Origin of the sequence: Sapientia aquatica, from assembly GCF_004358105.1 — a bacterium.
Classification (GTDB): Bacteria; Pseudomonadota; Gammaproteobacteria; order Burkholderiales; family Burkholderiaceae_D; genus Solimicrobium; species Solimicrobium aquaticum.
On record NZ_SMYL01000004.1, the window covers coordinates 235534 to 262064 of the forward strand.

The window sequence follows — 26531 nt, forward strand, 5'->3', positions numbered from 1 at the left end:
AAAGATTATAGCAATTACCCACTTATAAGCAGTAAATTATTCACCCATAATGCACTCCATCAACCAACTTTAAAGGAGTAAATCATGTCAAATTCAATTCTCATCACTGGCGCTTCTGGCAACATCGGCACGCAACTCGTTCAACAGTTAAGCGCCGATGGCATCAACGTCATCGCCGGCTCATCCTCTGGAAAATCGATCAACGGCGTGCCAACTCGCCATGTGGACTTTGCCGATGAAAAAAGTCTAGCAAGCGCTTTTGCTGGTATCGATACCTTATTCTTGCTGTTGCCGTTAGTTCCAGAAAAATTGCAGTTAGCGCGCAATGCCGTAGCAGCCGCCAAAGCCGCTGGCGTTAAACACATCGTGCGTTCGTCCGGCGCTGGCGCTGATCCGCAAGCGGGCTTTGCGTTACCGCGTTTGCAAGGCGAAATCGACCAATTAATCATTGATTCGGGCATTCCATTTACCCTGATTCGTCCTGCAACCTTCATGCAAAATTTTGCGACCTACTTCTCTGGAATGATCAAAATAGGCGCATTGTATTTACCGCAAGCCGATGGGCGCGTGAGTTTTATCGATGTACGCGACATCGCCGCTGTAACCGCAGCCGTATTAAAAAATCCAGCCGCCCACGATGGCCAGATGTACACCTTAACTGGCGGTGCAGCAGTATCGAATGCGGAAGCAATTAGCTTGATCGCGCAAGCCACAGGCAAAGCAATTAGTTATGTCGCCGTGGACGATAAATCGGCGATTGAGTCGATGAAATCAATGGGGATGGACGACTGGTCTATCGAGCAAATGATGAGCTTGCACCAACTAACCGCCGCCGGTTATGCCGCTGGTACGACAGACACTGTGCAAAACATCCTTGGCCGCGCACCAATTACCTTTGCAAGCTTTGTGCAAGATTATCGTCAAAGCTGGTTGTAAAAGTAGGCGGTTTGACTCACCGAGAATGTCGATAAACAGCAAGGCCCAACCTGCAAAACAGGTTGGGCCTTGTACCATAGTCATTGCACATATCAGACAGCGCCCCGCGCCAATTCCGACTGCCTGACTCGACCCTTCGAATACCGGACTACATGCGCCTTAATGCAGCGCCCAATGATTAAAACCCAGTATTGCCAACAAGCCGTAAATAATCAGAAAAAATGCAACGATGTAATGGAAGGCTTTTGGGACAACCAAAATCAAAATTCCAGCGATGATGGCCAAAATCGGTATCAAGCTCAAATGCAGGTTCATGTTGGGGGTTTCTTTATGTTGATTTAAAGAAATAAATTTTACCTGACAATCCGATTCAGAGGTGCGTAAATTAGCTTATGTTGAAGTTGATCAGGAAGGTTTCTTGAATCCGCTTGGCAATGTCAACTCTGGTTCGCGCATCAACTATGTATCCAATTTCCGCAAACTGAACGCCGCCGCATCGGCGACCATTTGCGAGATTAAATCAATCGCCTTAGATTCAATTCTCCAGCGATGCCAATACAACGGAACATCCAAAAAATGCTGCTTGTTTAGTTGTACCAATTCGCCCGAATCCAATCCTTGGTTCGCGATTTGTTCTGGCATCATGCCCCACGCTAAACCGCGTCGCGCTGCTTCGTAGAATGAGCGGGTTGTGGGGATTGCGTGGATCGGCGGCTCGATTGCTTGGTCGGTGAAGCGCGCAATAAAGACTTGTTGCAGCGCGTCTTTGCGGTTGAAGGTCAGCATCGGTGCGGCATTTAACGCTTTGGCAGTCACACCGCGTGAAAAATATCGTTTGCGAAAACTGGGCGCGGCTACTGCCAAATAGCGCATTACGCCTAAGGCTTCAACTTTGCAGCCTTGAATTGCGTTGGGGCTGGTGCTGATGCCTGCCATCACGTTACCTTCGCGCAGCATGGCGAGCGAATGATCTTGATCTTCGGCGCGAATATCCAAGACCATCGTTCCATCTAGCGCAACTGATTCCAGCACCAGCGCGAACCAGCTATCTAACGAATCAGCGTTGACCACAATCGGGATACGCACTTTGGTCGATTGAAGTTCTTTCTCAATTCCCAGCGCGGAAAACACTTCGGATTCGAGTAACGCTACTTCTTCCGCGTAGCGCCACAGCATGCGACCGGCGGCGGTGGCTTGGCAGGGAATGGTGCGTTGAATCAGGATTTGGCCGATGCGATCTTCTAATAATTTAATCCGTTGACTGATGGCAGATGGCGTCACGTTGAGCTTGCGCGCTGCTAGATCAAAGTTCCCTTCGGTGAGCACGGCGGCAAAGGCGGCGAGTTGGGCGTTATCGATTTTCATGATTAGCCATTCTAATGGTTCATTAGAAAGATTAGTTTTACTAATTTTAACGCAGGAAATACAATTTGCTAAAACTACTAACTTATTCACATCATGACTAACGATATTATTGCTGGCTTCCTCTCGGGCGCCGTTCTCATCATCGCCATCGGCGCACAAAATTCCTTCGTACTGCGCCAAGGAATTCGGCGTGAGCATGTCTTGCCCGTAGTGCTGATTTGCGCGTTGGCGGATGCCTTGTTGATCGCAGCGGGGATTGCGGGAATGGGCGCCTTAATTCAATCTGCGCTGATGGTGGTGACAGTTACTCGTTATGGCGGTGCGGCATTTTTACTGGCTTATGGCTGGATTGCGGCCAAGCGCGCCTTGCATCCACAACCGCTGACGGTTGATGACAAAGTGGGCGCGTCGCTCGGCGTGGCGATCGCGACCTGTTTGGCGTTTACTTTTCTTAATCCGCACGTGTATTTGGATACGGTGATTTTGTTAGGCTCGTTGGCGAATAATCGTGGCGCGGGTAAATGGTATTTTTGGCTGGGTGCGGTGCTGTCTAGCTTTACCTGGTTTTTCTCCTTGGGATTTGGCGCGCGTTTGCTGCGCCCACTATTCAACCGCGCTGCCGCTTGGCGCGTGTTGGATACGCTGATTGCAGCGACCATGTTTGGGCTAGGAATTTTGCTGCTAACCGGCGCTTAAAAATCAATCGGGCTGCTGCGACGAAAAGCCGATACGTCCTGCTCATCGCGCAATTCGCTCGCCGTCTCTATTTGAATACTTTGCTCGACACGTTTCACGTCAGCGATATTAATGGCGGCTGCTTGCGCCATCGTTGTAATCAATTCAGAGCTAACTATTCCCGTTAAGGTCACCACTCCATCTTTCACAGCGACCTCAATATCGCTGCCTGCTAACAGCGCATCGGCTTTCAATGCGGCGATGACATCTTGCTGAATTTGCGGATCGGTTTTCATGGTTATTCCTTTTGTTATCGCGTTTACGATGCGATAAGTAAGCCACAAGGTACGAAACTGATCGGTGTGTTCGGTCACATTGGAAGTAAAAATAACTGCGCAATATCGCGCCGAAACTAATTTCTGCAAAAACCCTTAAACTACGCCTTTCACATTTGAGCCCCTTTCGCCGCCCGTCGGCTTTTTGAACATTGCGAGAAATACCATGACAGATTCCGTAGAATACGTCCCACCAAAAGTATGGACTTGGGTAAAACCTAACGGCGGCACGTTCGCCAGCATTAATCGCCCGATTGCTGGCGCAACCCACGACCAAGAATTGCCGATTGGTCGCCATCCGCTGCAACTCTATTCACTGGCCACACCTAACGGCGTCAAAGTCACCATCATGTTGGAAGAGTTACTGGCGCTCGGTCACAGCGGCGCAGAATACGATGCGTGGTTAATCAAAATCGGTGACGGTAATCAGTTCGGATCAGGCTTTGTGGACGTCAATCCTAATTCTAAGATTCCCGCACTAATGGATCGCAGCAGCGACAAGCCGATTCGGGTATTTGAATCGGGTTCGATCTTGCTCTATTTAGCTGAAAAGTTTGACGCATTTTTACCGAAAGACATTGCCACTCGCACCGAAACCTTAAATTGGTTGTTTTGGCAGATGGGCAGCGCACCGTATTTAGGCGGTGGCTTTGGTCACTTTTACGCTTATGCGCCGACTAAGATTGAATACGCTATCGACCGTTTTGCGATGGAAGTTAAACGTGAACTCGATGTACTGGATCGCCGTTTGGCGGACAACCAATTCCTAGCCGGGGACGAATACACGATTGCGGATATCGCGGTGTTTCCTTGGTACGGCGGATTGGTCAAAGGCTGGGTTTATAATGCCGCCGAATTTTTGAGCACCCATGAATACAAACATGTGCAGCGCTGGGCCGATCAAATTGCTGCGCGTCCCGCGGTCAAACGTGGGCGCATGGTCAACAAGGTCAATGGCGAGTTGTCCGAGCAACTGCATGAACGCCATGAGGCCAGCGATTTTGACACCAAGACGCAAGACAAGCTCAATCCAGCGTCATAACATTTAAATTTTGGCTTGATGAATTTCGTCAACCGACTATGCATTAAAAAATGCCCGCTGCAGTTTTTTTGCAACGGGCATTCTTATTGATTCAAGCAACAGTCAGACCACGAAAAAGCAGCAGGTTAATCCGCCAACCTTTCCTTCGCCTGACGCACCTTATATTTATACAACGCACCAATTGCCGCGGTAATAAAACCCGCCGCTGCGCCGACGCCTAATGCCCAACGCGGCCCGAACGCGTCAGCCACCCAACCCACCAGAGGTGCGCCCAACGGAGTGCAGCCTAAAAATATCCCCATATATATCGCCATCACGCGCCCACGCATGGCGGGGTCGGTTGAAAGTTGCACGAAGCTGTTGGCCGTGGTGGTAAACATTTGCGTGGTCAGCCCAAGCGCGACCAAAAAAGCACCGAACAACATCGCGTTCGGCATCACGGCAGCTAGCGCCGCGACCACGCCAAAACCAAACGCACTCAGGGTTAAAAACGATAAACTAGGCGCAGATTTACCCGCCACATGCAGCGCACCCATGACAGAGCCAATGGCCATCATTGACGACAACATTCCATACAAGTGCGCGCCACCATGAAAGGTCGTGATCGACATCGTGGAAATAAATACCGGAAAATTCAGCCCGTAAGTTCCCAAAATGAATAGCATTAGCAGGGCCATGATTAATTCTGGCTTGGTGCGAATGTAGGACAGTCCAGCGAAGAAGCCGCCGCTGGAATTGAGCTTGCTCGATTTTTGACGTAGCTCGCTGGTACGCATTTGAGTTAGCGACGCAATCACGCCAATAAACGAAGCGGCATTCAACACAAACACCCAACCAACCCCGATCAACGAAATCAACACACCGCCGATAGCCGGTCCGATCAATTGAGCGCTATTAAATAAGGAGGAATTGAGCGCCACCGCATTCGGCAAATCGTCGTCGCCCACTAATTCTGCGAGAAAGGTTTGGCGCGCCGGGGAATCAAACGCGGTGATGCAGCCCATGATTCCGGCAAAAGCGTACACATGCCACAAGGCGACATGACCGGATAACACCAACAACCCAAGCGCCAAGGCAGTCAAGCCCAATGCCGACTGAGTGATGATTAACAATTTGCGCCTATCGTATTGATCTGCCAAACGTCCCGCTACCGACATCAACACAATCGGCGGGCCAAACTGCAACGCCATTACTACTCCAACCGCGGCCCCGCTGTGATTGGTTAGCTGAGACATGACCAACCAATCTTGCGCGATGCGTTGCATCCACGTGCCCACATTTGAGACTAACGCACCCATGCACCAAATGCGGTAATTGTAGGTGCGCAGGGAGCGGAAGGTATTTCTAAAGCGTGAAGTTGGCATTAACGAGTTTGGGCGGCGAACCAAGGTTGAAGACGTTCAATCGCTTCGACGACTTGTGGCGTCGAAACAGCAAAACTAATACGGAAAAAATGCCGGCCATCGACCGGATCAAAATCAATACCGGGCGCGGTGGCGACTCCGGTTTCGCGCAATAATTTTTCGCAAAATTGCAAGCTGTTGTCGGTCAAGTGACCGATGTTGGCGTAAATATAAAATGCGCCATCAGGCGGTGCGATGGCAGTTAAACCTAAGGCGGGTAAGGCATTCAACAACAGGCGGCGATTTTCGGTATAGACCTTCACGTGTTCATGCAACTCGTCTTGGTTATTCAATGCGACCAATGCCATGTGCTGGCTTAAGGTCGGCGGAGTTAGATACATATTGCTGGCAAACGCCGCCGCCCGTTCGGCCAATTTTGGCGGCGCTAATAACCAACCTAAACGCCATGCCACCATGCTAAAAAATTTAGAAAAACTATTGATCACTATTGCGTTTGGTTCGAACTCCAACATTGACCGCGCAGGACTTGTGTAAGACAGCCCATGATAAATTTCATCCGAAATAATTTGTATTCCACGCTCGCGGCACACAACGGTGATCGCCGCCAATTCGTCGGCCTCGATAATCGTGCCGGTGGGATTGGCTGGGCTGGCAATAATCACACCAGCCGGTGCAGGAATGAGTTCGGCTAAATGCATGGCAGTGAGTTGGAAGCGGGTGGTCGCATCGCAGGCGATTTCGACCGGAACTAGGTTGACTGCTTTGATTACGTTGCGATAAGCCACATAACCGGGGCGCGCTAAGGCTATTCGGTCACCAGGTGAAAAAGCCGAACTTAGCGCCAACACTAGCGCAGGCGATGCGCCACAAGTCAGCACGAATTGCTCAGCACTGACCTGCACTCCATAGCTATCCAAATAATGCTGCGCCAGCCGCGTTTTTAACGGCACGCTATCAAAATAGCCCATTCCGTCGGTATCGAGAATGTCATGCGCGCGCGCAATTGCCGCTTGTGGCGCACCGGTCGAAGGTTGACCAAATTCCATGTGAATGATGGAACGCCCCTCGGCTTTTAGTTGGTGTGCGATTTTGCTAATGCCAATGGCGTAAAACGGATCAATTTGTGCGCTCATGCTGGTGCTTTCCAACTCATTAGTTATTGCCAGTTAAGTACTGGTGAAGTGTTTTGGTGTTAGTGATTTTTGGTGAGATAAAAGTAGTGCTTGAGCTACGCATCCCAAAAAACAAGGCTGACATAGTAGCACTCACAAATAAAGCGTGTTTATAGCACGAGTTAAAGCCGAGCTGAAGCTAGTTTTAAGCACAACCAACGCGCAAGCAAAGTCGGCACCGCACTTAATCAGAAGCTAATTTTCGTTCCCCTATTTTTTATCTCTCGGGCAAAGGAATAAAGTCACTTTCACCCGGCACCATCGGGAAAGTACCGGACTTCCAGGCTAACTTCGCCGCTTCGATTCTGTCGTTAGAACTCGCGACCAAATTCCACCAAATGAGTCTTGGACTCGCCAACGGTTGACCACCGAATAACACCAAGCGCGAACCTGCTTGCACCGTGACTGCGCCGATATTGCCATCGTCAAATACCAACAATTCATTGGTCACCAGCGATTCGTCAGCATGACTTGCCTGACCAAGCGCCACATACAAGGCCAACTCAAATCCAGGGTAAGAGAAATTCAATGCAAAGTCTTGCTTGGCGTCGATGATAGCCAACACCAAAGGCGATGTCGTGACAACTGGCGACGTGAGCCCAAAGGCGGAGCCAGCCACGACCGTGATCGTCGCGTTGATCGTGTCGCTAGTTGGAATATCCGCCGCGGCATAATGCTGAAAGCTTGGCGTAATATCCTCCTGTCCGTCAGGTAGAGCGACCCAAAATTGCAGTCCCTCCAGCATACGCGCCACCGATTTATCATCAGGGTGGGTGCGTTCGGAATGCGCGATGCCATTCCCTGCGGTCATCCAATTCACATCGCCCGGACCAATCAACACTTCATTACCAAGGCTGTCGCGATGCACCATGCGACCATTGAACAAGTAAGTCAGCGTGGATAGGCCGATATGCGGATGCGCCCTGACATCGGCATCTTGATCAGGCTGCGCGATTGCGGGGCCCATGTGATCTAAAAAGCAAAACGGACCAAGCAAGCGCTTACGGCGCTCAGGCAAAATGCGGTGCACTGTTAATCCGGCGGCGATATTGGCATTACGCGCTGCAATTTTTAAAGTCATAAGGCCTCACTAGGGATGAGATTTGACATAAACTCGCGGTTGCAAAACTAGTTCAACAAAAGCAAACGGCGACACGCATTGCACTCCAGCGTTAGCAACAATATACAAAGGGCTAAACATGGTCAACGGAAAAAGACAAACTAAGCTAGTGGCCGACATGACGGCTGGAATTCACCGCATTATCGCCGATGCGCCAGTGGCACTCGGCGGCAGCGATCAAGGCCCCGGTCCGCACGAAATCTTTGAGGCGTCGCTGGTCGCTTGCACCATTATCACGTTACAAATGTATGCCGACCGTCATCAATGGAATTTGGACAGCGCCGAAGTGACGGTGAAGATTGATAAAGAAGGGGCGGAATCGCATTTGACGCGCGAGGTGAAATTAATCGGTGATTTAAGCGATGAGCAGCGCGACAAGTTGTTTGAGATCGCGGATAAATGCCCGATTCATAAACTCATGTCCAGCCACATTTCTATCTCAACTGTTCGCCATTAAGCGTCAGTTTGAATGCATTATTGATCGTATTCAAAGCCATCGGATTTTGATTTTTTGCTCGCTCCAAACGCGTAATTAAAACCAACATACGCGATACGTCCATATTGAAAACGGTTATAGGTTTCTTGCAGGGTGGGCGTATTGACTGTGCGGATTGAACGCTGACAGTTGAACACATCAGAGACGGTAACCACCAACGCTAAATTAGACTTGAGTTGGCGCTTATAGCCCATATTGACCAAATTAATGGCAGCAATCGTGCCTTGCGGGGTGAGCTGTTTATCGGTGCGATTGAATGAAATCTGCGCGGTGTCGATGGCGCTTGGTCGGTAATCCAAACTGGCCTTGAGATTAATGCCCGTAGTTGAAGACAGCGAACTGCTGGCGCTCTCGGTATCAACTTGGGTGTAGTACAAATTGCTGCTAAATCGATAGCTCAGCGCAGACAGCAATGCCCCGTCGCTCATCAATTCCAAGCCACCCGAGCGTAGCAATGGAATATTCGTCTTTTGTGTCAATACCACATTGGGTGCGACCAAACTCGTCAATACGCTAAAGCCATTGTTGATTTGCTTCACATAGACATTTACACCAACACTGCGCGCTTCTTGCTCGACGCGATAACCGGCCTCCAGCGTTTGGCTTTGTTGCGGCAACAAATTAGGATTGCCGCTTTGCAGATTGTGCGGATCGCGGTAGTCGATGTAGGGATCTAAATCATCGGGATCGGGCCGCGCTAGCCGCTTGCTGTAGGCCAGCGACAAAGTCGCTTGCTTGTCTAACTGACGCTCGATATGTACGTTGGGATAGAAGCCCGAATAATTATGCTGATTAATTTGATTGGATGTGATTTGATCGCCTTGGCTTTGTGTCAATTCGGCGCGCAAACCGGCCAAGATTTGAACGACGCCAACCGTTTGCTGATAAGAGCTATACGCCGATGTGATTGTGCGTTGGTAGCGGAACTGGCTATTGAGTGACGGACTAGCCTCTAATTGGCCGTTAGCTGGATTGATGTCGCTACCGGTATTATCGAATTGATCGTGATCGCGCTTAACGCTAATACCCAATTTAATCGTTTGCCGTTCCGAGATCGCGTTGCGGTAATCGGCACTAAAATCCCCGGTAATAAAATGATGATTTTGGTAGAGCTGATTGCCGCCAAGTTTGCCCGCAGGGATAGTAGCCATGGTCGTTAATAAATAACGCTCGCGCTCCTTGTCGGTGCTGCGATGCAGGGTCAATTCCAACACTTCATCGGACGACGAGAGATTGTTCTTCACATTTAAGCGTTGCTCGCCGCTCAAACTCCATTCATGTCCATCGCTGTGCCCCAATGTGTCGCCCGTTATGCTGCCATCGGACAGGCTAGATATATCTTGCGAGTTATAGAAACGATAGCCGCTGCGTTGGCGCAGTTTGAAATCAAATCCAACTGATTGATCTTCATCGACGCGGTAATTGAGAGCGCCTTTTAGCGATGGAATTAAGCGACGGGCATTTTCATTTAAGGTCTCGGCACTGTTGCCAATATTCACACCATCAACGAGCGTAGCAAAATTGGTTGTGATATTGCGCTGCCTATCATCTTGACGCAAACCTAGGCCACCCGACAAATTAAGCTGCGAGGTATTGAGCGCGCCGCTCAGATCGGCCACATAGCGTCGGACATTTCCCGCGTTCAAAGCTAGCGCGCCGGACGAGCCGGGTTGGCGATTGCGCTTGGTAATAATGTTGATCACGCCGCCTGTGCCATCCGACATGTATTCGGCGGGGGCGTTGGTCATCACTTCCACCTTTTCAATATCGCTGGCGGAATATTGCAACAAACCTTGACCCGCATTGGCGCCCGATAACTGCGCCGATGGTTTGCCATCAATCAGAATCGTGATCTTGTTATCACCACGCAGCGCCACGTTGCCGTCGCCATCGACTTGGACTGATGGAATCGAATTAAGAATATCGGCAGCCGTTCCCGTACTGCTTTGCAGATCGGCCGCGACGTTGTATACCTTGCGATATAAATCAACCCGGGTCGGTTTGATTTTTGAACTAACGGTAACGGTATGCACCGCTTTATCGTCGGCACTAGGTTGATCGATGATGGGTTTAACTGCTGGGCTTGACGCGGATGGAACTTGCTCATCCGCTGCCCAAACGTACTCAGAACAAACCAGCAATAACGCTGCTGGCAAGGCTAATAATTGAAGTGGCTGCACGTTAAGCAATCTGTTTTGCCTGCGGTATTTTGACGCTAACAATCGTGCCGGTTTGCGCCACCGGATCAGAGAACGCTAAAGAGATGTCACCGTGCACGGTTGTGACAATACTTTTAACGATTGACAAGCCCAAACCAGAACCGGATTGCTCGGTACCCAACACACGGTAGAACGAATCAAACACACGCTCACGCTCTTGCACGGCAATGCCGGGACCATTATCGATGACGTCAATCGTGATTTGGTTTTCATCGGCTGCGACCGCGACTTCGACTCTTCCTTGCGCGCTGCTATAACGGATGGCGTTGTCCACCAAGTTGCGCACCAAGGTAATCCAATCGGTTTGGGTTGCGCCGCTCAGCACGGGCGACATGGTGCTTGGTTGGGTAAAACTTAAACGGATTTTTTTGGTATCTGCGAATGGGATTAATTCTTCAAACACGACTTTGACGATCTGCTCTAACGATACCTGAGCGATACGCTGCGGCTCGGCTAATTGGGCGCGTGCCATGGTTAATAATTGATCGACTAAATCGTTGGCACGTTTTAAACCACGATCAAATTCTTCCACCCGCTGATGCGCTTCATCCGACATTTCCTGCAGCGTTAAATTTTTGGTCTGCAAGGTCAAGGCTGTCAGCGGTGAGCGTAATTCATGCGCCGCATCGGCCACGAAACGGCGCTGCTGCTCTAACACCACCGCAATCCGATTCAAGACGGTATTGGTGGAGGAAACAAACGGTAGCAATTCTGTCGGCAAACCTTGATCGGAAATGGCGCGTATATCTTCTGGCGAGCGGGAATTGAGCTCGGCGGACAATTTGGAGAGCGGCGACAACATCCAGCGCAACATCAGCACCAACAAAATAATCATGAATGGAATGACCGCCAAAATTCTGTGCAGCGTATTGTTGCCAGCATGACGCGCAATTTCGTCGCGCGCTTCGGTTAATTGCGCGACCACCAATTTGCCACCGGCGGGCCACGCTTGGACAAAGGCGCGCCACTCGTTTTGTTGGACTTGCAAAGTCTGCAAACCATCCTTGAGATCGCTCGGAAAACGTAATTCTGCGTTGGCACGGTTGTCGGGTTCATCGGTCCCGACGAGTTGTACCACGACGTGCGAATCGGGGTCTTCTAACGGATCGACTTTTAAGCCATGCGTTTGATTGACTGCCACGCGACCGGTGTTGACCATGGAAGCAATGTCACGCAAATGATCATCCTGCGTTTGATGCACGTCGCGCATGGTGGAATCGTAGCCAATGGCGCTAATGGCGATGGCCGCGATAACCATCGTGATCGACAAGGCCAGCGCCAAGCGGAACTGCAAGGAATTGATCAAAAAAGTCGCGAGCGACTTCAGCTTTGCTTGGAGACCATCCATCCCAACCCTCGCACATTTTTAATCGATTGCGCGCCCAGCTTTTTGCGCAAACCGTGGATTAAGAATTCAATCGCATTGCTCTCGACTTCTTGGTCCCATTGATAAACCCGTTCTTCCAATTCGCTGCGCGACAGGATTGCGCCGGGTCGAATCAGCAGCGCTTCTAGCAAGGCGTATTCACGCGCTGACAAACGCACCGCAACGCCATCCACCGTCGCTTCGCGGGTAGCGAGATCTAAACTTAGATTGCCGTTTTCTAATACCGAATTCTTGTGTCCACTTTTACGCCGCACCACCGCGCGGATACGGGCCGAGAGTTCATCCATCTCAAACGGTTTAAGCACATAATCGTCCGCGCCCAAATCCAGCGCGGCAATGCGGGTCGCCACCGCGTCGCGTGCTGAGACCACCAACACCGGCGTGTCGTTACCGGATAGCCGCAAGCTACGCAGCACTTCAATTCCGTCCACCTTTGGCAAACCCAGATCGAGCAGCACGGCGTCGTAATGTTGTGTTTTGGCGGATAGCAGGGCGCTGTTGCCGTCTTTGACCCAATCCACGGCGTAATGCAATTTATTGAGGGAATACTGCAGCGCCTCGCCTATCATGGCATCGTCTTCGACCAATAATATCTTCATGGCTTACTGAGCACAGTCGTTAGGAAGGCTAGATTTTATCTGGGATACGAACGAATCTAACTCGCACGATGAAGAATTTTTGCACAACGCAGGATTTAGCTCGACACTATGCAACGGCTGGTCCAAGAGTTGTCGAACTTGCTCCAATCCCTGATAAAACACCCGCATTTTTACAACTACCTGACCCGTTTTCGCATTGCGCCAACGTTCAAACGCCAACGTAGTGCCGGGCGCGGTGCTGTCTGGTTGATCGGGCAATTGCCAGGCTAAGCCGAATACTCCCGCCAAGTTCGACAAATTAGTGTCGTGTCCCGCTAAGAGAATCAAGTTTTGCTGCGCGGTGATTGCGGGCGTGGTTGAGCTAACACTTTGCTCGCTGAGTGCGGCTAAGATAAATTGCACCAAACGAAAAGCGCGACGCTGCGCGATATAGGGCGTGCGGCGGGTTAAATTGGAGGTGTGTTCGTGGATGCTGAGTAACTGACCAATATCAGCGGCATTGGCGCGACCAAAGGCCACTTGCTCCATCGGCAAAGCGTTTTCATATTCCAGCAAAAACGCTTCGGTTACGGTAGCAGCGGTGGATAAGGGGCCAGAAATTTTAACTTCGCGCTCAGTCGCGACGAGCTTATTGGGATTAGCGAAACAGGTTCCTGCGCCGCCTTGGCAGGCTTGTGGCGCCAAGATCGTTTGCAATTTAGCTAAGTCGGCGCTGAGTTCTGGCGCATCTACCGCACCTTGAGCTAGCACTGCTTTTTTCGCGTCATCGGGATTTAATTTGCACACTTGCGCGCCCAAGCTATCGATCATTGGGTCGATTTCTTGCTCTGACCATCCAACGGAAATCGGCGCACCGATTTTTGCACTACTCGTTTGATTTAGCGCCACAGCAAAAGTCTTGGCGGTTTCGCGCGTGCGTTGATCGGCACCATCGGCCCAGATTACTGTTTGATTAGCAATCGAACCTGCAACGGGCAGCAAACCAGCTTGGGCGTAATAGTGACGCAGTTGGCGGCCCAGTTGAGCAATAGCGAGCGCACCGTGCGGCGTCAACTCTGCTGGCGCAGCACCCCACGCTTGATCGTCGGGCCAAGCCTTGTCCGAATACGCGCCCATGGCTTGTGCTGATTTAGTTGGTGGGCGTACGCCATGACGGGCGAACAATACTACCCGTTCGATCGCAAATCCGCCTTGTTCCGATGAGGAAGTCATTGGCGCTTCGCTCGCCTCGGCACTACCGAGCAACAGCCCGAGCAACAACGCGGCACAAGTTTTAGGCATGAACAGCATCATTTTTCTCGCCGTGGAAATATAAAATGTCCCACGTGGATTAAACCACTTCGCTCAAACCCAAACGAAGTCGTTCAATCCACGGGAACTAGGACACCAACAACGACTTTTATTGTTTTTGTAAAACTAAAACGCGGAATGAATCAGCGATACCTTGACGCTTTTCTTTACCGACCGCTGGCTGAAAATCGGCCGTTGGCAAATACAGTGTGTGCGTTGCTGGATCAGCGGCAATCGTGCGTGCGCCAAGTTGGGTTGGAATCGTCGCAACCACGTCAAATTTGCCGTTGACTAAACCAACCACGGTCAAATTAGCATCCGCGCCGTTAGCACTGAATGCATAACCGTCCATGTACGCCACGCCGTCTGGGCCACTACCGATTTTGAGCTTAGCGATATTTTTACCCGCGGTGCTGGTAATCATCATCAAGTTGTTTTTGCACACCGAGAACAAGTTTTGCTGCTCATCGATAGCCAAGCCAGTCGGCTCTTCGCAAGGCTTTAACGAATGCACAGCGCGCAGCTTATTGGTACTCAAATCGATGGAAGTCAGTTTGCCGGAGTCTTCCAAATTGAAGTACACATTGCCATCCGCGCCCAAGACTGAAAACTCTGGGTTACTAGGCAGGGCAACAGTAGCAACAACTTTCAATGTAGTTACATCAATGATGCTGGCATTGTTGGAGTGGCCGTTAAATACCACGACTTTATGTGTGGCTTGCGAGTAGATCACCGCGTCTGGCTTGGAGCCGACTTTGATCGAGTCTTTGATTTTTAATGTCACCAAATCAAAAATGCCAACGCTATCGGTACCGCCTTGGGTGACAAAACCTAACCCGACATCTTTGGCGATCGCCACGCCGTGCGAACCGGCGGTATTAGCGATGGTGGCAGCGACTTTATTGGTGGTTGTATCCACTACTTCGGTCTGGTTGCCGTGAGTGACATACAAACGATGTGCTTCGCTATCCACATACAGATAGTCCCACTTTGCTTCGCCACCAATTTTGATGGTATCGACCAATTTGTAATCTGGCGCAGCAGCAAAAACGGAGCCGCTTAAGGCCAACATTACAGCGGAGAGTGTTAAGCTGAGTTTAGTCATGTTATTCATGATTCATTCCTTTAATTGAACTTCACTAGGAGCGGTTGCGGCATTCAACATGCGCCTTAGATCAACCTATGCCGCTATCTTAGTAAGCGAAACTTAGGCCGTACTTAGGCATTAGTCGTAAAAATTAGGACGAAAAAATACCTAGACAAGGCAATTGCGGCACTTATCTAGGTATCGGTACTTACGTACTATTAGAAGCTAAAGTTCACGCCAGCTTGAACAGTCGCACCATAATACTCACGCTGAATAACACGGTTGCTGTAACCTTCGTAGAAAGTCAACGGTGTGTTGGTCAGATTTTTTACGTTGGCATAAACCGACCAGTTTGGATTGATCGCATACGAGCTACCCAAATCCATGGTGAAGCGACCATCGTTGTACACGTCAGTATCTTTGCTGCCGCCCACTGCCCACAAATCATGCGATACATAGTAACCACCCAAACGCACATTGATGCCGTCACGCTCGTAGAACAAGGTTACGTTGGCCGTGTTTTTCGAGGTGGATGGCAACAAGGCTGTTTCGCCCGGACGAATCTGGAAGCTTGATTTAACGTAGGTGTAGTTGAATCCAGCACCTAAGCCACCCCAAGCACCTGGCAAGTAGTTGTTAAAGCGTTGTTCGTAGTTGAACTCCGCACCGCGTGCATACGATTTATCCGTATTGGTGAATGTCTGTACGTGCACCGCGCCGACTAAACCTGCGAACAAACCATTGTTTGGATAGGTCGTGGTGGTTTGGTTGGTGATGATGTAGTTCGACAATTCTTTGTCAAACAAACCGAAGGAAATAATTCCGGCATTTGGCAAATAATGTTCGTACGACAAATCCAAGTTTTGTGAGGTGATCGGCTTCAGATTTGGGTTACCGGTAGATACTGTATTAGCACCAGTATCGACTTGCAACGATGGATTAACTTGTGGGAAGCCTGGACGTGCAATCGTGGACGAGAACGCCGCACGCACTTGGGTATTATCGTCTTGCTTCAAACGGCCTTGTAACGATGGGAACCAGTTGGTGTAGGTTTTGCCGCCTTCGACTGGAGAGAACCCGATATTGCCGCTTGCGTCGGTTACTGAAGCGATACCGTCGTAGGTTCCTGAAGTATGTTCTGCGCGCACACCGCCGACCATTTCTAAGTCGCCGCTTTCCCATTGATACTGGCCATACACCGCGCTGACATCTTCTTTATCACGCGAATAAGCGAGCTGGGTATTTTTGTAGTTCGATGCAGATTGAACCATGTCTGCGCCATACAAACCTTGTAATTGACCGATATTAATTTGCGGTAAATTTTGGTATTGGCCGTGATAGAAACTCACATTGTCGCCCGAGATTGCCGAAGTCAATGGCAAGCCCAAGAAGCTCGATGGTAACGAGTATTGTGGGTTGTCCAATGAGCGATTACGGTCACGAACCGACGCACCAACTTTCATCGATTCTTCTTCGCCGCCAAACCATTTGGTTGGGAATTTGAAATTCACGACCGCCGATTTTTCGTTATCGCGAATGGTTTCGGTCGAGTTGCGGAAGCTCACTAAATTGTAGTTAGCCGGATTCAAATACGCTGCATTGGTAACGCTAAACAAGGGCGTTCCACCAGCGCCACCTAGGTTGTAATTGATGGTTGGGTTAGCACTTGCTGCTGGTGTGAAATTGAAGTCGGAACTGTAGTCATACAATTTATCGAACGTGCCGCGGGTATAGCCTACGCGGTAGTCCAGCACGCTGCCGTTAAATTTATTTTTACCGCCAACCATGAAGACATCGTTACCGATTTTTTCTTTTTCGTCGCGCAATGTTTTATCAAAGCCGTTAGCGCTCAATCCATCGGTGAAGCTATTTCCGTTTTGGGTTGGATTGCCATCTGGCGTAACAGTCAAACGTTGACGGTGCACTGTCTCGGTGTAACCCGCATTAAAGCCACGCACGTAGTAGCTGTTATTGGCATCGGGCTGGTAACCAAGATCGAGTCCCAAACCGTGACGTTGACGGTGGTATTGATACCAACGCTGATCCCATCCACCCAAGGCTTGCGAAGGCGACACGAAATTGCCCGAATCTAAAAACGCTGGTTCCACGTCATTGATACCGCGCTTGTCTTCGTAATACGCCGCTGTCGCAACAACCGAGAATGGGCGATCTTTGTATGCGCTGATTGTGGAATCAGTTGGGCCACCGCCACCGAAGCGACCACCAGCCGAAATCGTCAAATCCGTAATTGGTGTACCGCGCAATGGCTCGTAACCTGTTCCTACGTGACCTTCAACAAACGAGCGACCGTTGGTTGGCGCTGTTTTAGGTGTGATCTCAATCGTGCCGCCAATTGCTTCTGCATCTTGTTCGGGCAAGTTGGATTTGGTTACTGTCAACGCACCAACCAAACCGTTAGGAATTGCATCCATCGCGACAGCGCGGCCACCAACTTGTGGTGAAGCGTTGTTCGAAGCGGGCAAACGCATACCGGCAAAAGTTGTGCTGTTCAAATCGGAATCGATACCGCGAATATTGATGTAGCGACCTTCGCCGGTATCAGTTTCCAAGGAAATACCAGGAATACGGCGTAACGCTTCACCGGCGCTGACGTCTGGTAATTTCTTGATATCTTCGGCGGTCATCAAGTTAATTAAGTTAGCCGCTTCTTTTTGCGCGGCACGTGCCAACGCGTTGGAAGAACGTTGGGCTTGAATGACGACTTGTTCTACTGCTGATTCAGTTTCTGTTGCAGCAGGTGCGCCGGATGCTGCGGATGCAGGCGCGTCGGCTAACACTTCTGGTTTTTCGGATGCAACAACAGGTTCGCTAGCAAAAGCGGCGAACGGCAATGCCATAGAAAAAACTTGGGCAATCGAGAGCGCAATCATCGTCTGCGCGAAGCGTGGGGATTTCATTTAAGCGTCCTTTGATCGGATTAATTATTAATAGGGTTTCGGTCTAAATTAGCTTGCATTTGGTCGCGCCAATTTAGTTAAAAAATTAACTACATGCTTTAGCAAGGTCGTACAACAACAGGCGGTACTTTGACGTCCGTATGTGACAGATTGATGTCAAATCGGCGCATGATATGAAAAAGCGACAGTTTTAAAAATATAGTTGAGCGCTAAGTTTTGGCTAATTTTTGTGCGGTATTTACGCAGGCTCGAGGCCCCAAATGCGGATTAATTTGTGCTGAGTTAGTTGGCCAAAAACGCGCCGCGCCAAACCGAAGTATCAGGATGTTGTATCCTAGGCGACTTTCAAACCGACGCGCTTATTGCCAAGTTTGTACGCAATTTGTAGCCACTTTCCGCCGCCCATCAAGGCGCGCCTTCCAATGTCTCAATCCGTCCGTCTCAGTACCACTCAACTCAGCAGCACGCAACGCAGTGCGCTCATTGCCGTTTTATTGGGCGTCATTCTTGCCACGCTCGATACTGCGATCGCTAACACGGCCTTGCCGACCATTGCCACCGATCTGCATTCCAGCGAGGCACATTCAATCTGGATTATTAATGCCTACCAATTAGCAGTCGTTGCGACGATGTTGCCGTTTGCTGCGCTGGGCGATTTAGTTGGTCCGCGTAAGGTATTTATCGGCGGCATCGGGCTGTTTGTGGTTTCTTCCTTGGCTTGTGTTTTGTCCGACACGGTGCCATTACTGGCCGCGGCGCGCGCCATCCAAGGCATCGGCGCAGGTGCGATGATGAGTGTCAATATTGCGCTGATCGGCTTGATTTACCCGGCGCAACAATTAGGGCGCGGCGTTGGGATGAACTCGTTAGTGGTGGCCTTAGGATTTGCTATCGGGCCATCGGTCGCCTCGTTGGTTTTATCGGTGGCGTCATGGCAATGGCTGTTTGGGATCAACGTGCCGCTCGGGATCATCGCGATTGCTTTTGCACTTCCGGCACTACCGCGCCGCGCACCGATTTTGCGGGAATTCAGCTATTTGACCGCATTACTGACCGCGCTCACCTTCGCCGGATTGATTTTTACCTTGTCTAGCGTGACGCAATTTCAACCGATGTCGGTGGTGCTGCCGGCGCTAGCGCTGACCATCGTGAGCTTAATTACCTTATTGCAGCGCGAAGCAGGCAAGAGCGCGCCGATGCTGCCGGTCGATTTATTTCGCCGTCCAATGTTCGCGCTATCGACCATCACCGCGATTGCGGCGTTTGCTACGCAAGGTTTGGCGTTTGTGTCATTACCTTTTTTCTTTGAAAAAGTCTTGCACTGGAATCCGATAAACACCGGCTTCATGATTACCGCTTGGCCGGCCTTGGTTGCTGTGTCTGCGCCGATTTCTGGCCGCTTGTCGGACAAATATCCGCCTGGTTTGTTGGGCGGAATTGGTTTGGCGATTCTTTGTATCGGCATGGGATTATTGGCCTTCTTTCCTGCCGCACCGAGTAATCTGGCGATCATTATTTATCTAGGTTTATGCGGAATTGGTTTTGGTATGTTTCAAGCACCGAATCTAAAAGCCTTAATGTCGAGCGCTCCACCGGATCGTGCGGGCGGCGCCAGCGGTGTGATTGGCGTCGCGCGTTTATTGGGACAAACCAGCGGTGCGGCATTGGTGGCGCTATGTTTTCATCTGACTGGAATGCAAGGTGCGGTGCTTGCGCTGGAACTAGGCGCGGTGTCAGCGGGCATTGCGTCGATTGCTAGTTTCTCGCGGCTTTGGGTTTAGTACGGGCAATTACTCCAACGCGCTTTGTTCCATCTCAGTATTTTTTGCCAAAGCTTACGTACAATTGCGCTTCACACTCATCGTTACGTTTCTATGACTACCTTGCGAATTAGCGCCCTAGTTTTATTCCTATACGCAGCCCAAGTCCTTGCCGACCCTGCGCCAGAAATTCCGCCATCGAATTCAGCAATGGACAGCGACACGGCGATGAATAGCCACATGATGTCGGGCATGTATGGCAACCATCCTATGTCGCGTGAAGCATCGGGCACCAGTTGGCAACCAGATTCATCGGTGCAGGAAGGCATCCACAATATGGATGGCGATTGGATGACAATGGTGCACGGCTTCGCCAATGCAATTTACGACAACCAAGGCGGGCCGCGCGGACAGGCTAAATCGTTTAGCAACAGCATGTTGATGGTGATGGCGCAGCGCGATGTTGAAGGCGGCACGATTGGACTACGCAGCATGGTGTCGCTCGATCCCTTAATGGGTAAAAGCGGCTATCCAGAATTATTCCAAACCGGTGAGACTGCCGACGGCAAAACATATCTGATTGATCGCCAGCATCCACACAATCTGTTTATGGAATTGGCAGCCACCTATTCCACCCCGATATCAAGCAGTAGTTCGATATTTATTTATGCGGGATTGCCGGGCGAGCCAGCATTGGGGCCAGCAGCGTTTATGCATCGTTTTTCGGGACAAGATAATGTGGAAGCACCGATTACTCATCATTGGTTAGATTCCACGCATGTGACCAACGGCGTGGTAACGGTAGGCTATGTGGTTAAAAATTGGAAGTTAGAAAGCTCGGTGTTTCATGGGCGCGAACCAGATCAGTACCGCTATCAAATTGAACCCGGCAAACTGGATTCCAACTCCGTGCGCCTGAGCTACAATCCGACGCCCAATTGGTCTATGCAAGTCAGCTACGGCCACATCACCAGTCCCGAAGCGCTCGAACCAGACGTCAACGTCAATCGCACCACCGCATCAGTGACGAGCAATATTCCCGGCGACGACACTAACTGGCAAACCACCTTGGCGTGGGGTCGCAATGCGCCCAGCGCGGGACTCAGTTCCAATGCATATTTAATCGAATCGGCGCTTAGCCTAGGTCACACGCATACTTTTTTTGGACGCGGCGAACTCGTTGATAAAGACGAATTGTTTGCTAACACACCGACATCGCCCTTAGCGGGAGAAAATTTCAGAGTGGGTAAAGTTAGCGCAGGTTATATCTACGATTTCCCATCCGATTTCAATTACAAAATCGGCGTTGGCGGCTTACTCAGCCGTTATTCCATACCGACCGAATTAACGCCGACTTACGGTGCTAATCCAAGCTCGATGATGCTGTTTGTGCGGGTGAAAATTCAATAACCACAACCCAACATCAAGCGAGATAAATCTCGCCTTCAAGATACTTTTTGGCATAACCCGAAACAAATACGCGCTCAACCTCAACCCGGCATTGCAACACACCGCCGCGCTTAGAGGCTTGCAGCGCGATTAAATTAAGCGAACCAATTTGGGACGACCAATACGGCGCCAGCCCCGCGTGGATGGAACCCGTTACAGGATCTTCTGCACCACCATTGGCAGGCCAAAAATAACGTGACACAAAATCAAACTTGCTGCCACGCGCCGTCACCACCACATCGAGTGGCCCTAAACTAGCGATCTGTGCCAGATCAGGTACAACGTCCAACACTTGCTGCTCGCTGTCGTAAATCGCAAAGTAGGCTTGCTGATTGACCAACACCTTGGCTGGCGTAATGGATAAGCCATTGAGCAAAGGTAGCGGAATCGTCTCGACCGGCACTGGATCACGCCGCGGGAAGTTCATTTCTAAGCGACCATCGAGCTGCTTTTTAACACTCAAATTGCCCACCGCTGGCGCATGTAATTTAATCTCGGTAAGGTTGAGATTCTGTTCAAAAATCACAAAGGCACTGGCCAGCGTCGCATGACCACAAAATGGCATTTCGGTCAGCGGAGAGAACCAACGAATGTGATACACACCGTCGCTGTCTTGCACAAAGAAAGCCGTCTCGGATAAATTGTTTTCGCTCGCAATCGCCTGCATGGTTTGCTCCGGCAACCAATGCGTCAACGGTACCACTGCGGCTGGATTACCTTTAAATAATTCCTTGGTAAAGGCATCGATAATGTGGAGCTTTAATTTCATGATGGTGGATTTACCGTGATTCAATTAGGTTGGTTCGGTTCAGCGCGTTATGCTAACACCGCTTAACTTTTTCCGGCGCGGTCACGCTTCTTAATTGCCTTGCTCTTGCGCGGCTTGTCTAAAGCGCTGAATGCGTGCCTCGTCAGACGGATGGCTGGCACTAAAATCGGTGGCGACTCGCATCCAACTGGGCATGTCGCCTAAATCATCTTTCGCTGATTTTTTATGCAATAGCTCAAATAAATTCGCCATCTGAATAGTTGAATAGCCAAGCTCGTGGAAGCGCTTGATCGCGAATTCATCCGCTTGCGCTTCCATATTGCGCGAATATTCACTATGAATCAACGCGACCGGCATCGCCGTTATCACCGCGCTAAAGTCACCGAATAGACTAGCCGAAATCACCGCCAAGGCCGAATTGGAGAGCAACGCTTTGAGCGTATGTTTGTTCTCGACATGGCCTATTTCATGGGCAAAAACACCGGCTAATTGAATCGCTTGATCGCCTTTCAAATTGCCGGTCTTGGCGGTAATAGCGGCAATCATTTGATCTGTTACTACTATCGTGCCACCCGGCAGAGCGACGGCATTGGCGCCCAAACTAGGTGCTCTGCGAAATAACAGCTTCATCGGAACGCGTGGGTGCGCGGGCGTAATGGCATCAAAAATTTTCTGTGCTTGCTCCATGCGCTGATCGCTTAAACCGCTTGGCGTAAAAAAGCCATTTTCGAGCGTGGGAATCAACTCTGCGCCAAGTTGTTGTTCGACCGAATCAGGAATGCGAGCCACCACTATTTCGGTCATTTTTGGGATACCCCAAAAATAAGCGCTCAACAACAACCCGATCATCACCCCAGTGGCGATTAACGCACCGACCCATTTTTGCTGCCAGCGCACGATTTGCGATGGTTGAAAATCGAGCGCCTTCTGCAAAGCAGCTTTCCCTTCGCTCGAGGCGACTTCAATATGAGCACCATTGCCTAATTCTAAAAAACTAGGCGCAGCCAAAAATGGCTCGTTTAAGCGGAGCTGATCGATAGTGAAAAAGAGATTTATACCCTTTCCCAACAGATTAATAACATCATCTTTTATGTGCAGTTCAACCGATTGCGCTGCGGCACTTCGACCATCAAAGTAAGTTGCTGAAATCATAGTTAGCCTTAAAAAGAGAGATCGATATCGAATAAATCCGCTGCGCTGTCACCGCTGGCGGCCACGCTTTGCGCATGGTGCGATTGTGTGACCAAGTCGAATGAACTACCCGTCAACGACATGTGCGCTAGGCGATATTGGTAGGTGCGAATCACAGCGAAAGGGCGATACAAACCCAAGGTCAATAAAGTCAGGACGAGGTTGATGGTTTGTAACCATAGGAACGAACCAAACTTTAATTCCGAGCGTATCGTAAAGCCCGGAAACTGGGTGTTATTCCAGACCAAATTCCAAATCCGCACTTGCAAAAATGGGCCTGCAATTAAATACATTGTGTAGGCGCAGAGTAGACCAAATCCGAATCCGCTGACCATCATCCAAGTCGTCGACGTATTGACATCTTTATGGAAAATCGCGCTCAGAATTCCGATTGATACGAAGAATAAAATAAACATCCCAATGAGCAGGCCGATGCCAAAACCAAAGGACACCAGATACGGTTTGATCAAGGAGAAAATAGAACCGCTATAGCTAGCCGGTTGATCGCCATACGCCAGATAAGACTGTTGAAACCGCTTCATGCTGGCATGAATGATAGGCCACGACAGATACAACACGATCAGCATCGATCCCAAAACAATTGGCTCTTCGGGAAACAGCGCTCCAGCCAAAGCAGGCAATAAAAATATCGCTAGCAACGGCGCATAGCTCACATACGCGCCCGATAAATGACCGGTGAAATCAAATCGTACTCCGCGATAACTGGTGTTGCGCAAACGGAAGCGCAAGGCATTGCGCAATAGCCAAGGCATGATAACGAACAACACGCTGATCACGACAACGCCAAAAATTTTTGAAAATCCAAATGCGTAGTGGTAGGCAACCAACAGCAGCACTGCGATTAATCGGCCTTTTAAAATCGCCATCGGGTTACCGTGGAAGTTCATCACCGCGCCAGCGATTTGCGTGTTGCGATCAAAATATTGCAGCCTTCGGACTTTGGCCCATGCGGAATAAATTCCCAGCGTTGCCAAGGTCAGGCACAGATTAACTATCCAAATCTTAAAATATTCGGCACCCGAACCGGTAAAGTGAAAACGATGGATATTGGATGGGGCAGGATTCGTCGCTTCCTGCTCGGCCGCTGGATCAGCCACCGGTGTCATAGGCGGCGAATTTTGAGAAGAATCATTCGTAGTGGCCTCCAGCGTGTCGGGCCGCAAAAATTGAGCGACTTGCTCGGGCGATGCATCCGCGGGACATAAACAGACTAAACAGTAATGGGAATCTAAATTATTGGATTGGCCGCACGCAGCACATTTCCAGTCATCATTTGGCATGAATTTATCCTATTCGAATAGGTTGTGAACTATTGGGCAGAAACGACTCGGTGCTCGGTTAGACGCACTGCTGTTATTAGCGCGGCAGTACTGCTTTAGAACAAAAGTTGCTATTTGGCATCGTCATCGAGCGTAGCGAGTAAATATCGGCTTGTAAATGCCCTAAATAGGGCATTAGCGGCTAGCAGGTCTTGATGTACCGCTTATTGTTTAAACGGCGCGGGACGAAAATGTTATCTCGTTAAATTCAAGGCATAACAATTCCAATAAAGCTCTACAATATCGCCCGAACGCGCCCCGCACCATCGGGGCTGCTAACAAAATAACAACCCCGCCCATAACGTGGAGATAGCATGATCCCATCGGATATAGACATTGCCCAGGCCGCCAGCCTTACACCGATTTTGCAGTTAGCCCAAGACAAACTTGGCATTCCACCCGAAGCGCTTGAGCCCTACGGCCATTACAAAGCCAAAATTGACTTAACTTGGCTAGATAAGCAAACCGCGCCGCAAGGCAAATTAATTTTAGTCACCGCCATCAGCCCAACTCCGGCGGGCGAAGGTAAAACCACCACGTCGATTGGATTAGCCGATGCGTTGAACCGCATTGGTAAGCGCACATTGGTCGCGCTGCGGGAGCCGTCGCTCGGGCCGGTATTTGGTATGAAGGGCGGCGCTGCTGGTGGCGGATATTCGCAAGTCGTTCCGATGGAAGACATCAACCTGCATTTCACTGGCGACTTCAACGCGATTGCATTGGCGCACAATTTATTGGCGGCGTTGATTGATAACCACATCCATCACGGCAACGAATTGGGGTTTGATTCACGCCGTATTGTGTGGCGGCGCGTGATGGACATGAACGACCGCGCACTGCGCTCAACAGTCGTGTCGCTCGGTGGCCCGGGTAACGGTTTCCCGCGTGAAGATGGTTTTGATATTGTGGTCGCCTCCGAAGTGATGGCGATTTTTTGTTTAGCCACATCGCGCAAAGATTTAAAACAACGTCTAGGCAACATCATCGTTGGCTACACCCGCGCACAAACGCCGATCCGCGCACGCGATTTACAAGCCGAAGGCGCGATGGCGGTGTTGCTCAAAGACGCGATCAAACCCAACTTAGTACAAACTTTAGAAAACACGCCCGCTATTATCCACGGCGGCCCGTTCGCCAATATCGCGCATGGCTGCAATTCCGTTACCGCGACCAACGCGGCACTCAAATTAGGTGAATATGTCGTCACCGAAGCAGGTTTCGGTGCGGATCTAGGCGCGGAAAAATTCATCGATATCAAATGCCGCAAATCCGGTTTGCGTCCCGACGCAGTCGTTGTGGTTGCCACCTTGCGCGCGCTGAAATACCACGGCGGCGTGCAAGCCAACGATTTCAACACGCCCAACCTCGCCGCGCTACAGCAAGGCGTGAGCAATCTAGAGCGCCACGTTAACAATATGAGGGAAAATTTTGGCTTACCGTGCACCGTCGCCATCAATCACCGCACCACCGACACCCAAGAAGAATTGGATTGGCTGATTAATCACATGGGCCAACTTGGCGTGCAAGTGGTCGTCACGCGCCACTGGGCCGAGGGTTCTGCCGGAGCGGTTGAGCTAGCCAACACCGTGGTCAAATCGATCGAATCCAAGAGCGCCGATTTACAATCTGGCCTGAAATTTCTGTACCAAGACAGCGACACACTGTGGGACAAAATGCATACCATCGCTACCCGCATTTATGGTGCCGCCAATATTTCCGCCGACGCCGCCGTGCGCGCCAAAATCGACAAGCTGCAAGCCGACGGTTTCGGCCACTATCCGGTATGCGTCGCCAAGACTCAGTATTCGTTCTCGACCGATCCCAAACTGATCGGCGCACCAAGCGGCCACACGATTAATATCCGCGAAGTGCGCCTAGCTGCCGGTGCGGAATTTGTCGTGATGATCTGCGGCGATATCATGACCATGCCCGGTTTGCCCAAAGTACCGGCGTCGACTCGAATTGATATTGATGACGAGGGACGGGTTACTGGCTTGTTTTAACTTGGACTATTGCA

At 50.4% G+C, this 26531-nt stretch carries 22 protein-coding genes; 7 read left to right on the plus strand and 15 right to left on the minus strand.

Features of this window, described 5'->3' with window-relative positions; translation table 11 throughout:
- The first annotated feature begins 84 nt into the window (after window positions 1–84).
- Complete coding sequence (locus E2I14_RS10545) at window positions 85–936, plus strand: SDR family oxidoreductase (protein WP_133328201.1); 852 nt, start codon at window positions 85–87, stop codon at window positions 934–936.
- A gap of 159 nt (window positions 937–1095) precedes the next feature.
- Here E2I14_RS10545 and E2I14_RS10550 read toward each other — a convergent pair whose 3' ends face one another.
- Together E2I14_RS10550 and E2I14_RS10555 are read right to left on the minus strand one after the other, a co-directional pair.
- Window positions 1096–1251, minus strand: a complete 156-nt coding sequence (locus E2I14_RS10550; protein WP_133328203.1) for a DUF3096 domain-containing protein — start codon at window positions 1249–1251, stop codon at window positions 1096–1098.
- Window positions 1252–1395: 144 nt separating this feature from the next.
- A complete protein-coding gene (locus tag E2I14_RS10555) occupies window positions 1396–2301 on the minus strand; it encodes a LysR family transcriptional regulator ArgP (protein ID WP_133328205.1) in 906 nt (301 codons plus the stop codon).
- Window positions 2302–2394: 93 nt separating this feature from the next.
- Here E2I14_RS10555 and E2I14_RS10560 point away from each other — a divergent pair, with 93 nt between their 5' ends.
- A complete protein-coding gene (locus tag E2I14_RS10560; RefSeq protein ID WP_133328207.1) occupies window positions 2395–2997 on the plus strand; it encodes a LysE/ArgO family amino acid transporter in 603 nt (200 codons plus the stop codon).
- Here E2I14_RS10560 and E2I14_RS10565 read toward each other — a convergent pair.
- Entirely contained in the window at window positions 2994–3272 is a 279-nt protein-coding gene (locus E2I14_RS10565) for a BON domain-containing protein (protein WP_133328209.1), read from the minus strand. The two genes, E2I14_RS10560 and E2I14_RS10565, sit on opposite strands and share 4 nt — an antisense overlap.
- 205 nt (window positions 3273–3477) lie before the next feature.
- Between E2I14_RS10565 and yghU the strand changes: the two genes are divergently transcribed.
- Window positions 3478–4353 carry a glutathione-dependent disulfide-bond oxidoreductase gene (yghU, locus tag E2I14_RS10570; RefSeq protein WP_133328211.1) on the plus strand — a complete coding sequence of 292 codons (876 nt, stop codon included), beginning with the start codon at window positions 3478–3480 and terminating at the stop codon, window positions 4351–4353.
- A 125-nt stretch (window positions 4354–4478) separates the two neighbouring features.
- Here yghU and E2I14_RS10575 read toward each other — a convergent pair whose 3' ends face one another.
- From E2I14_RS10575 to E2I14_RS10585, 3 genes are all read right to left on the minus strand, one after another.
- Window positions 4479–5717 (minus strand): MFS transporter, encoded by a 1239-nt coding sequence (locus E2I14_RS10575; protein ID WP_133328213.1) that lies wholly within the window; start codon window positions 5715–5717, stop codon window positions 4479–4481.
- Window positions 5717–6850: a pyridoxal phosphate-dependent aminotransferase gene (locus E2I14_RS10580; protein WP_133328215.1), complete on the minus strand. Its 1134-nt coding sequence runs from the start codon at window positions 6848–6850 to the stop codon at window positions 5717–5719. Before E2I14_RS10580 ends, E2I14_RS10575 begins: the two co-directional genes overlap by 1 nt.
- A gap of 256 nt (window positions 6851–7106) precedes the next feature.
- Complete coding sequence (locus E2I14_RS10585) at window positions 7107–7970, minus strand: pirin family protein (RefSeq protein WP_133328217.1); 864 nt, start codon at window positions 7968–7970, stop codon at window positions 7107–7109.
- 118 nt (window positions 7971–8088) lie between these two features.
- Between E2I14_RS10585 and E2I14_RS10590 the strand changes: the two genes are divergently transcribed.
- Entirely contained in the window at window positions 8089–8466 is a 378-nt protein-coding gene (locus tag E2I14_RS10590; protein ID WP_133328219.1) for an OsmC family protein, read from the plus strand.
- 17 nt (window positions 8467–8483) lie between these two features.
- On the opposite strand, the gene E2I14_RS10595 is transcribed toward E2I14_RS10590, so the two are convergent.
- The 6 genes from E2I14_RS10595 to E2I14_RS10620 all read right to left on the minus strand — a co-directional run bounded on the left by E2I14_RS10595 (window position 8484) and on the right by E2I14_RS10620 (window position 18005).
- On the minus strand, window positions 8484–10685 hold the full coding sequence (locus E2I14_RS10595) for a TonB-dependent receptor domain-containing protein (RefSeq protein ID WP_133328221.1): 2202 nt from the start codon (window positions 10683–10685) through the stop codon (window positions 8484–8486).
- Between the two features lies 1 nt (window position 10686).
- Window positions 10687–12072 carry an ATP-binding protein gene (locus tag E2I14_RS10600; RefSeq protein WP_133328223.1) on the minus strand — a complete coding sequence of 462 codons (1386 nt, stop codon included), beginning with the start codon at window positions 12070–12072 and terminating at the stop codon, window positions 10687–10689.
- Window positions 12048–12710 carry a response regulator transcription factor gene (locus E2I14_RS10605; protein WP_133328225.1) on the minus strand — a complete coding sequence of 221 codons (663 nt, stop codon included), beginning with the start codon at window positions 12708–12710 and terminating at the stop codon, window positions 12048–12050. Before E2I14_RS10605 ends, E2I14_RS10600 begins: the two co-directional genes overlap by 25 nt.
- A gap of 3 nt (window positions 12711–12713) precedes the next feature.
- Window positions 12714–14003 (minus strand): histidine-type phosphatase, encoded by a 1290-nt coding sequence (locus E2I14_RS10610; protein WP_133328227.1) that lies wholly within the window; start codon window positions 14001–14003, stop codon window positions 12714–12716.
- A gap of 106 nt (window positions 14004–14109) precedes the next feature.
- Entirely contained in the window at window positions 14110–15114 is a 1005-nt protein-coding gene (locus E2I14_RS10615; RefSeq protein ID WP_133328229.1) for a YncE family protein, read from the minus strand.
- 191 nt (window positions 15115–15305) lie between these two features.
- A complete protein-coding gene (locus E2I14_RS10620; protein WP_133328231.1) occupies window positions 15306–18005 on the minus strand; it encodes a TonB-dependent receptor in 2700 nt (899 codons plus the stop codon).
- Window positions 18006–18427: 422 nt separating this feature from the next.
- On the opposite strand from E2I14_RS10620, the gene E2I14_RS10625 reads away from it, so the two are divergent.
- Together E2I14_RS10625 and E2I14_RS10630 are read left to right on the plus strand one after the other, a co-directional pair.
- Window positions 18428–19786 carry an MFS transporter gene (locus tag E2I14_RS10625; RefSeq protein WP_133328233.1) on the plus strand — a complete coding sequence of 453 codons (1359 nt, stop codon included), beginning with the start codon at window positions 18428–18430 and terminating at the stop codon, window positions 19784–19786.
- Window positions 19787–19879: 93 nt separating this feature from the next.
- Window positions 19880–21175: a hypothetical protein gene (locus tag E2I14_RS10630; RefSeq protein ID WP_133328235.1), complete on the plus strand. Its 1296-nt coding sequence runs from the start codon at window positions 19880–19882 to the stop codon at window positions 21173–21175.
- Between the two features lie 13 nt (window positions 21176–21188).
- Here the strand turns inward: E2I14_RS10630 and E2I14_RS10635 are convergent, their stop codons facing one another.
- From E2I14_RS10635 to E2I14_RS10645, 3 genes are all read right to left on the minus strand, one after another.
- Window positions 21189–21983: a PhzF family phenazine biosynthesis protein gene (locus tag E2I14_RS10635; RefSeq protein WP_133328237.1), complete on the minus strand. Its 795-nt coding sequence runs from the start codon at window positions 21981–21983 to the stop codon at window positions 21189–21191.
- A gap of 90 nt (window positions 21984–22073) precedes the next feature.
- Window positions 22074–23135: a M48 family metallopeptidase gene (locus E2I14_RS10640; RefSeq protein WP_133328239.1), complete on the minus strand. Its 1062-nt coding sequence runs from the start codon at window positions 23133–23135 to the stop codon at window positions 22074–22076.
- 8 nt (window positions 23136–23143) lie between these two features.
- Window positions 23144–24475 carry a YjgN family protein gene (locus E2I14_RS10645; RefSeq protein ID WP_133328241.1) on the minus strand — a complete coding sequence of 444 codons (1332 nt, stop codon included), beginning with the start codon at window positions 24473–24475 and terminating at the stop codon, window positions 23144–23146.
- Between the two features lie 356 nt (window positions 24476–24831).
- Between E2I14_RS10645 and E2I14_RS10650 the strand changes: the two genes are divergently transcribed.
- Window positions 24832–26517, plus strand: a complete 1686-nt coding sequence (locus tag E2I14_RS10650) for a formate--tetrahydrofolate ligase (RefSeq protein WP_133328422.1) — start codon at window positions 24832–24834, stop codon at window positions 26515–26517.
- Window positions 26518–26531 lie beyond the last annotated feature (14 nt).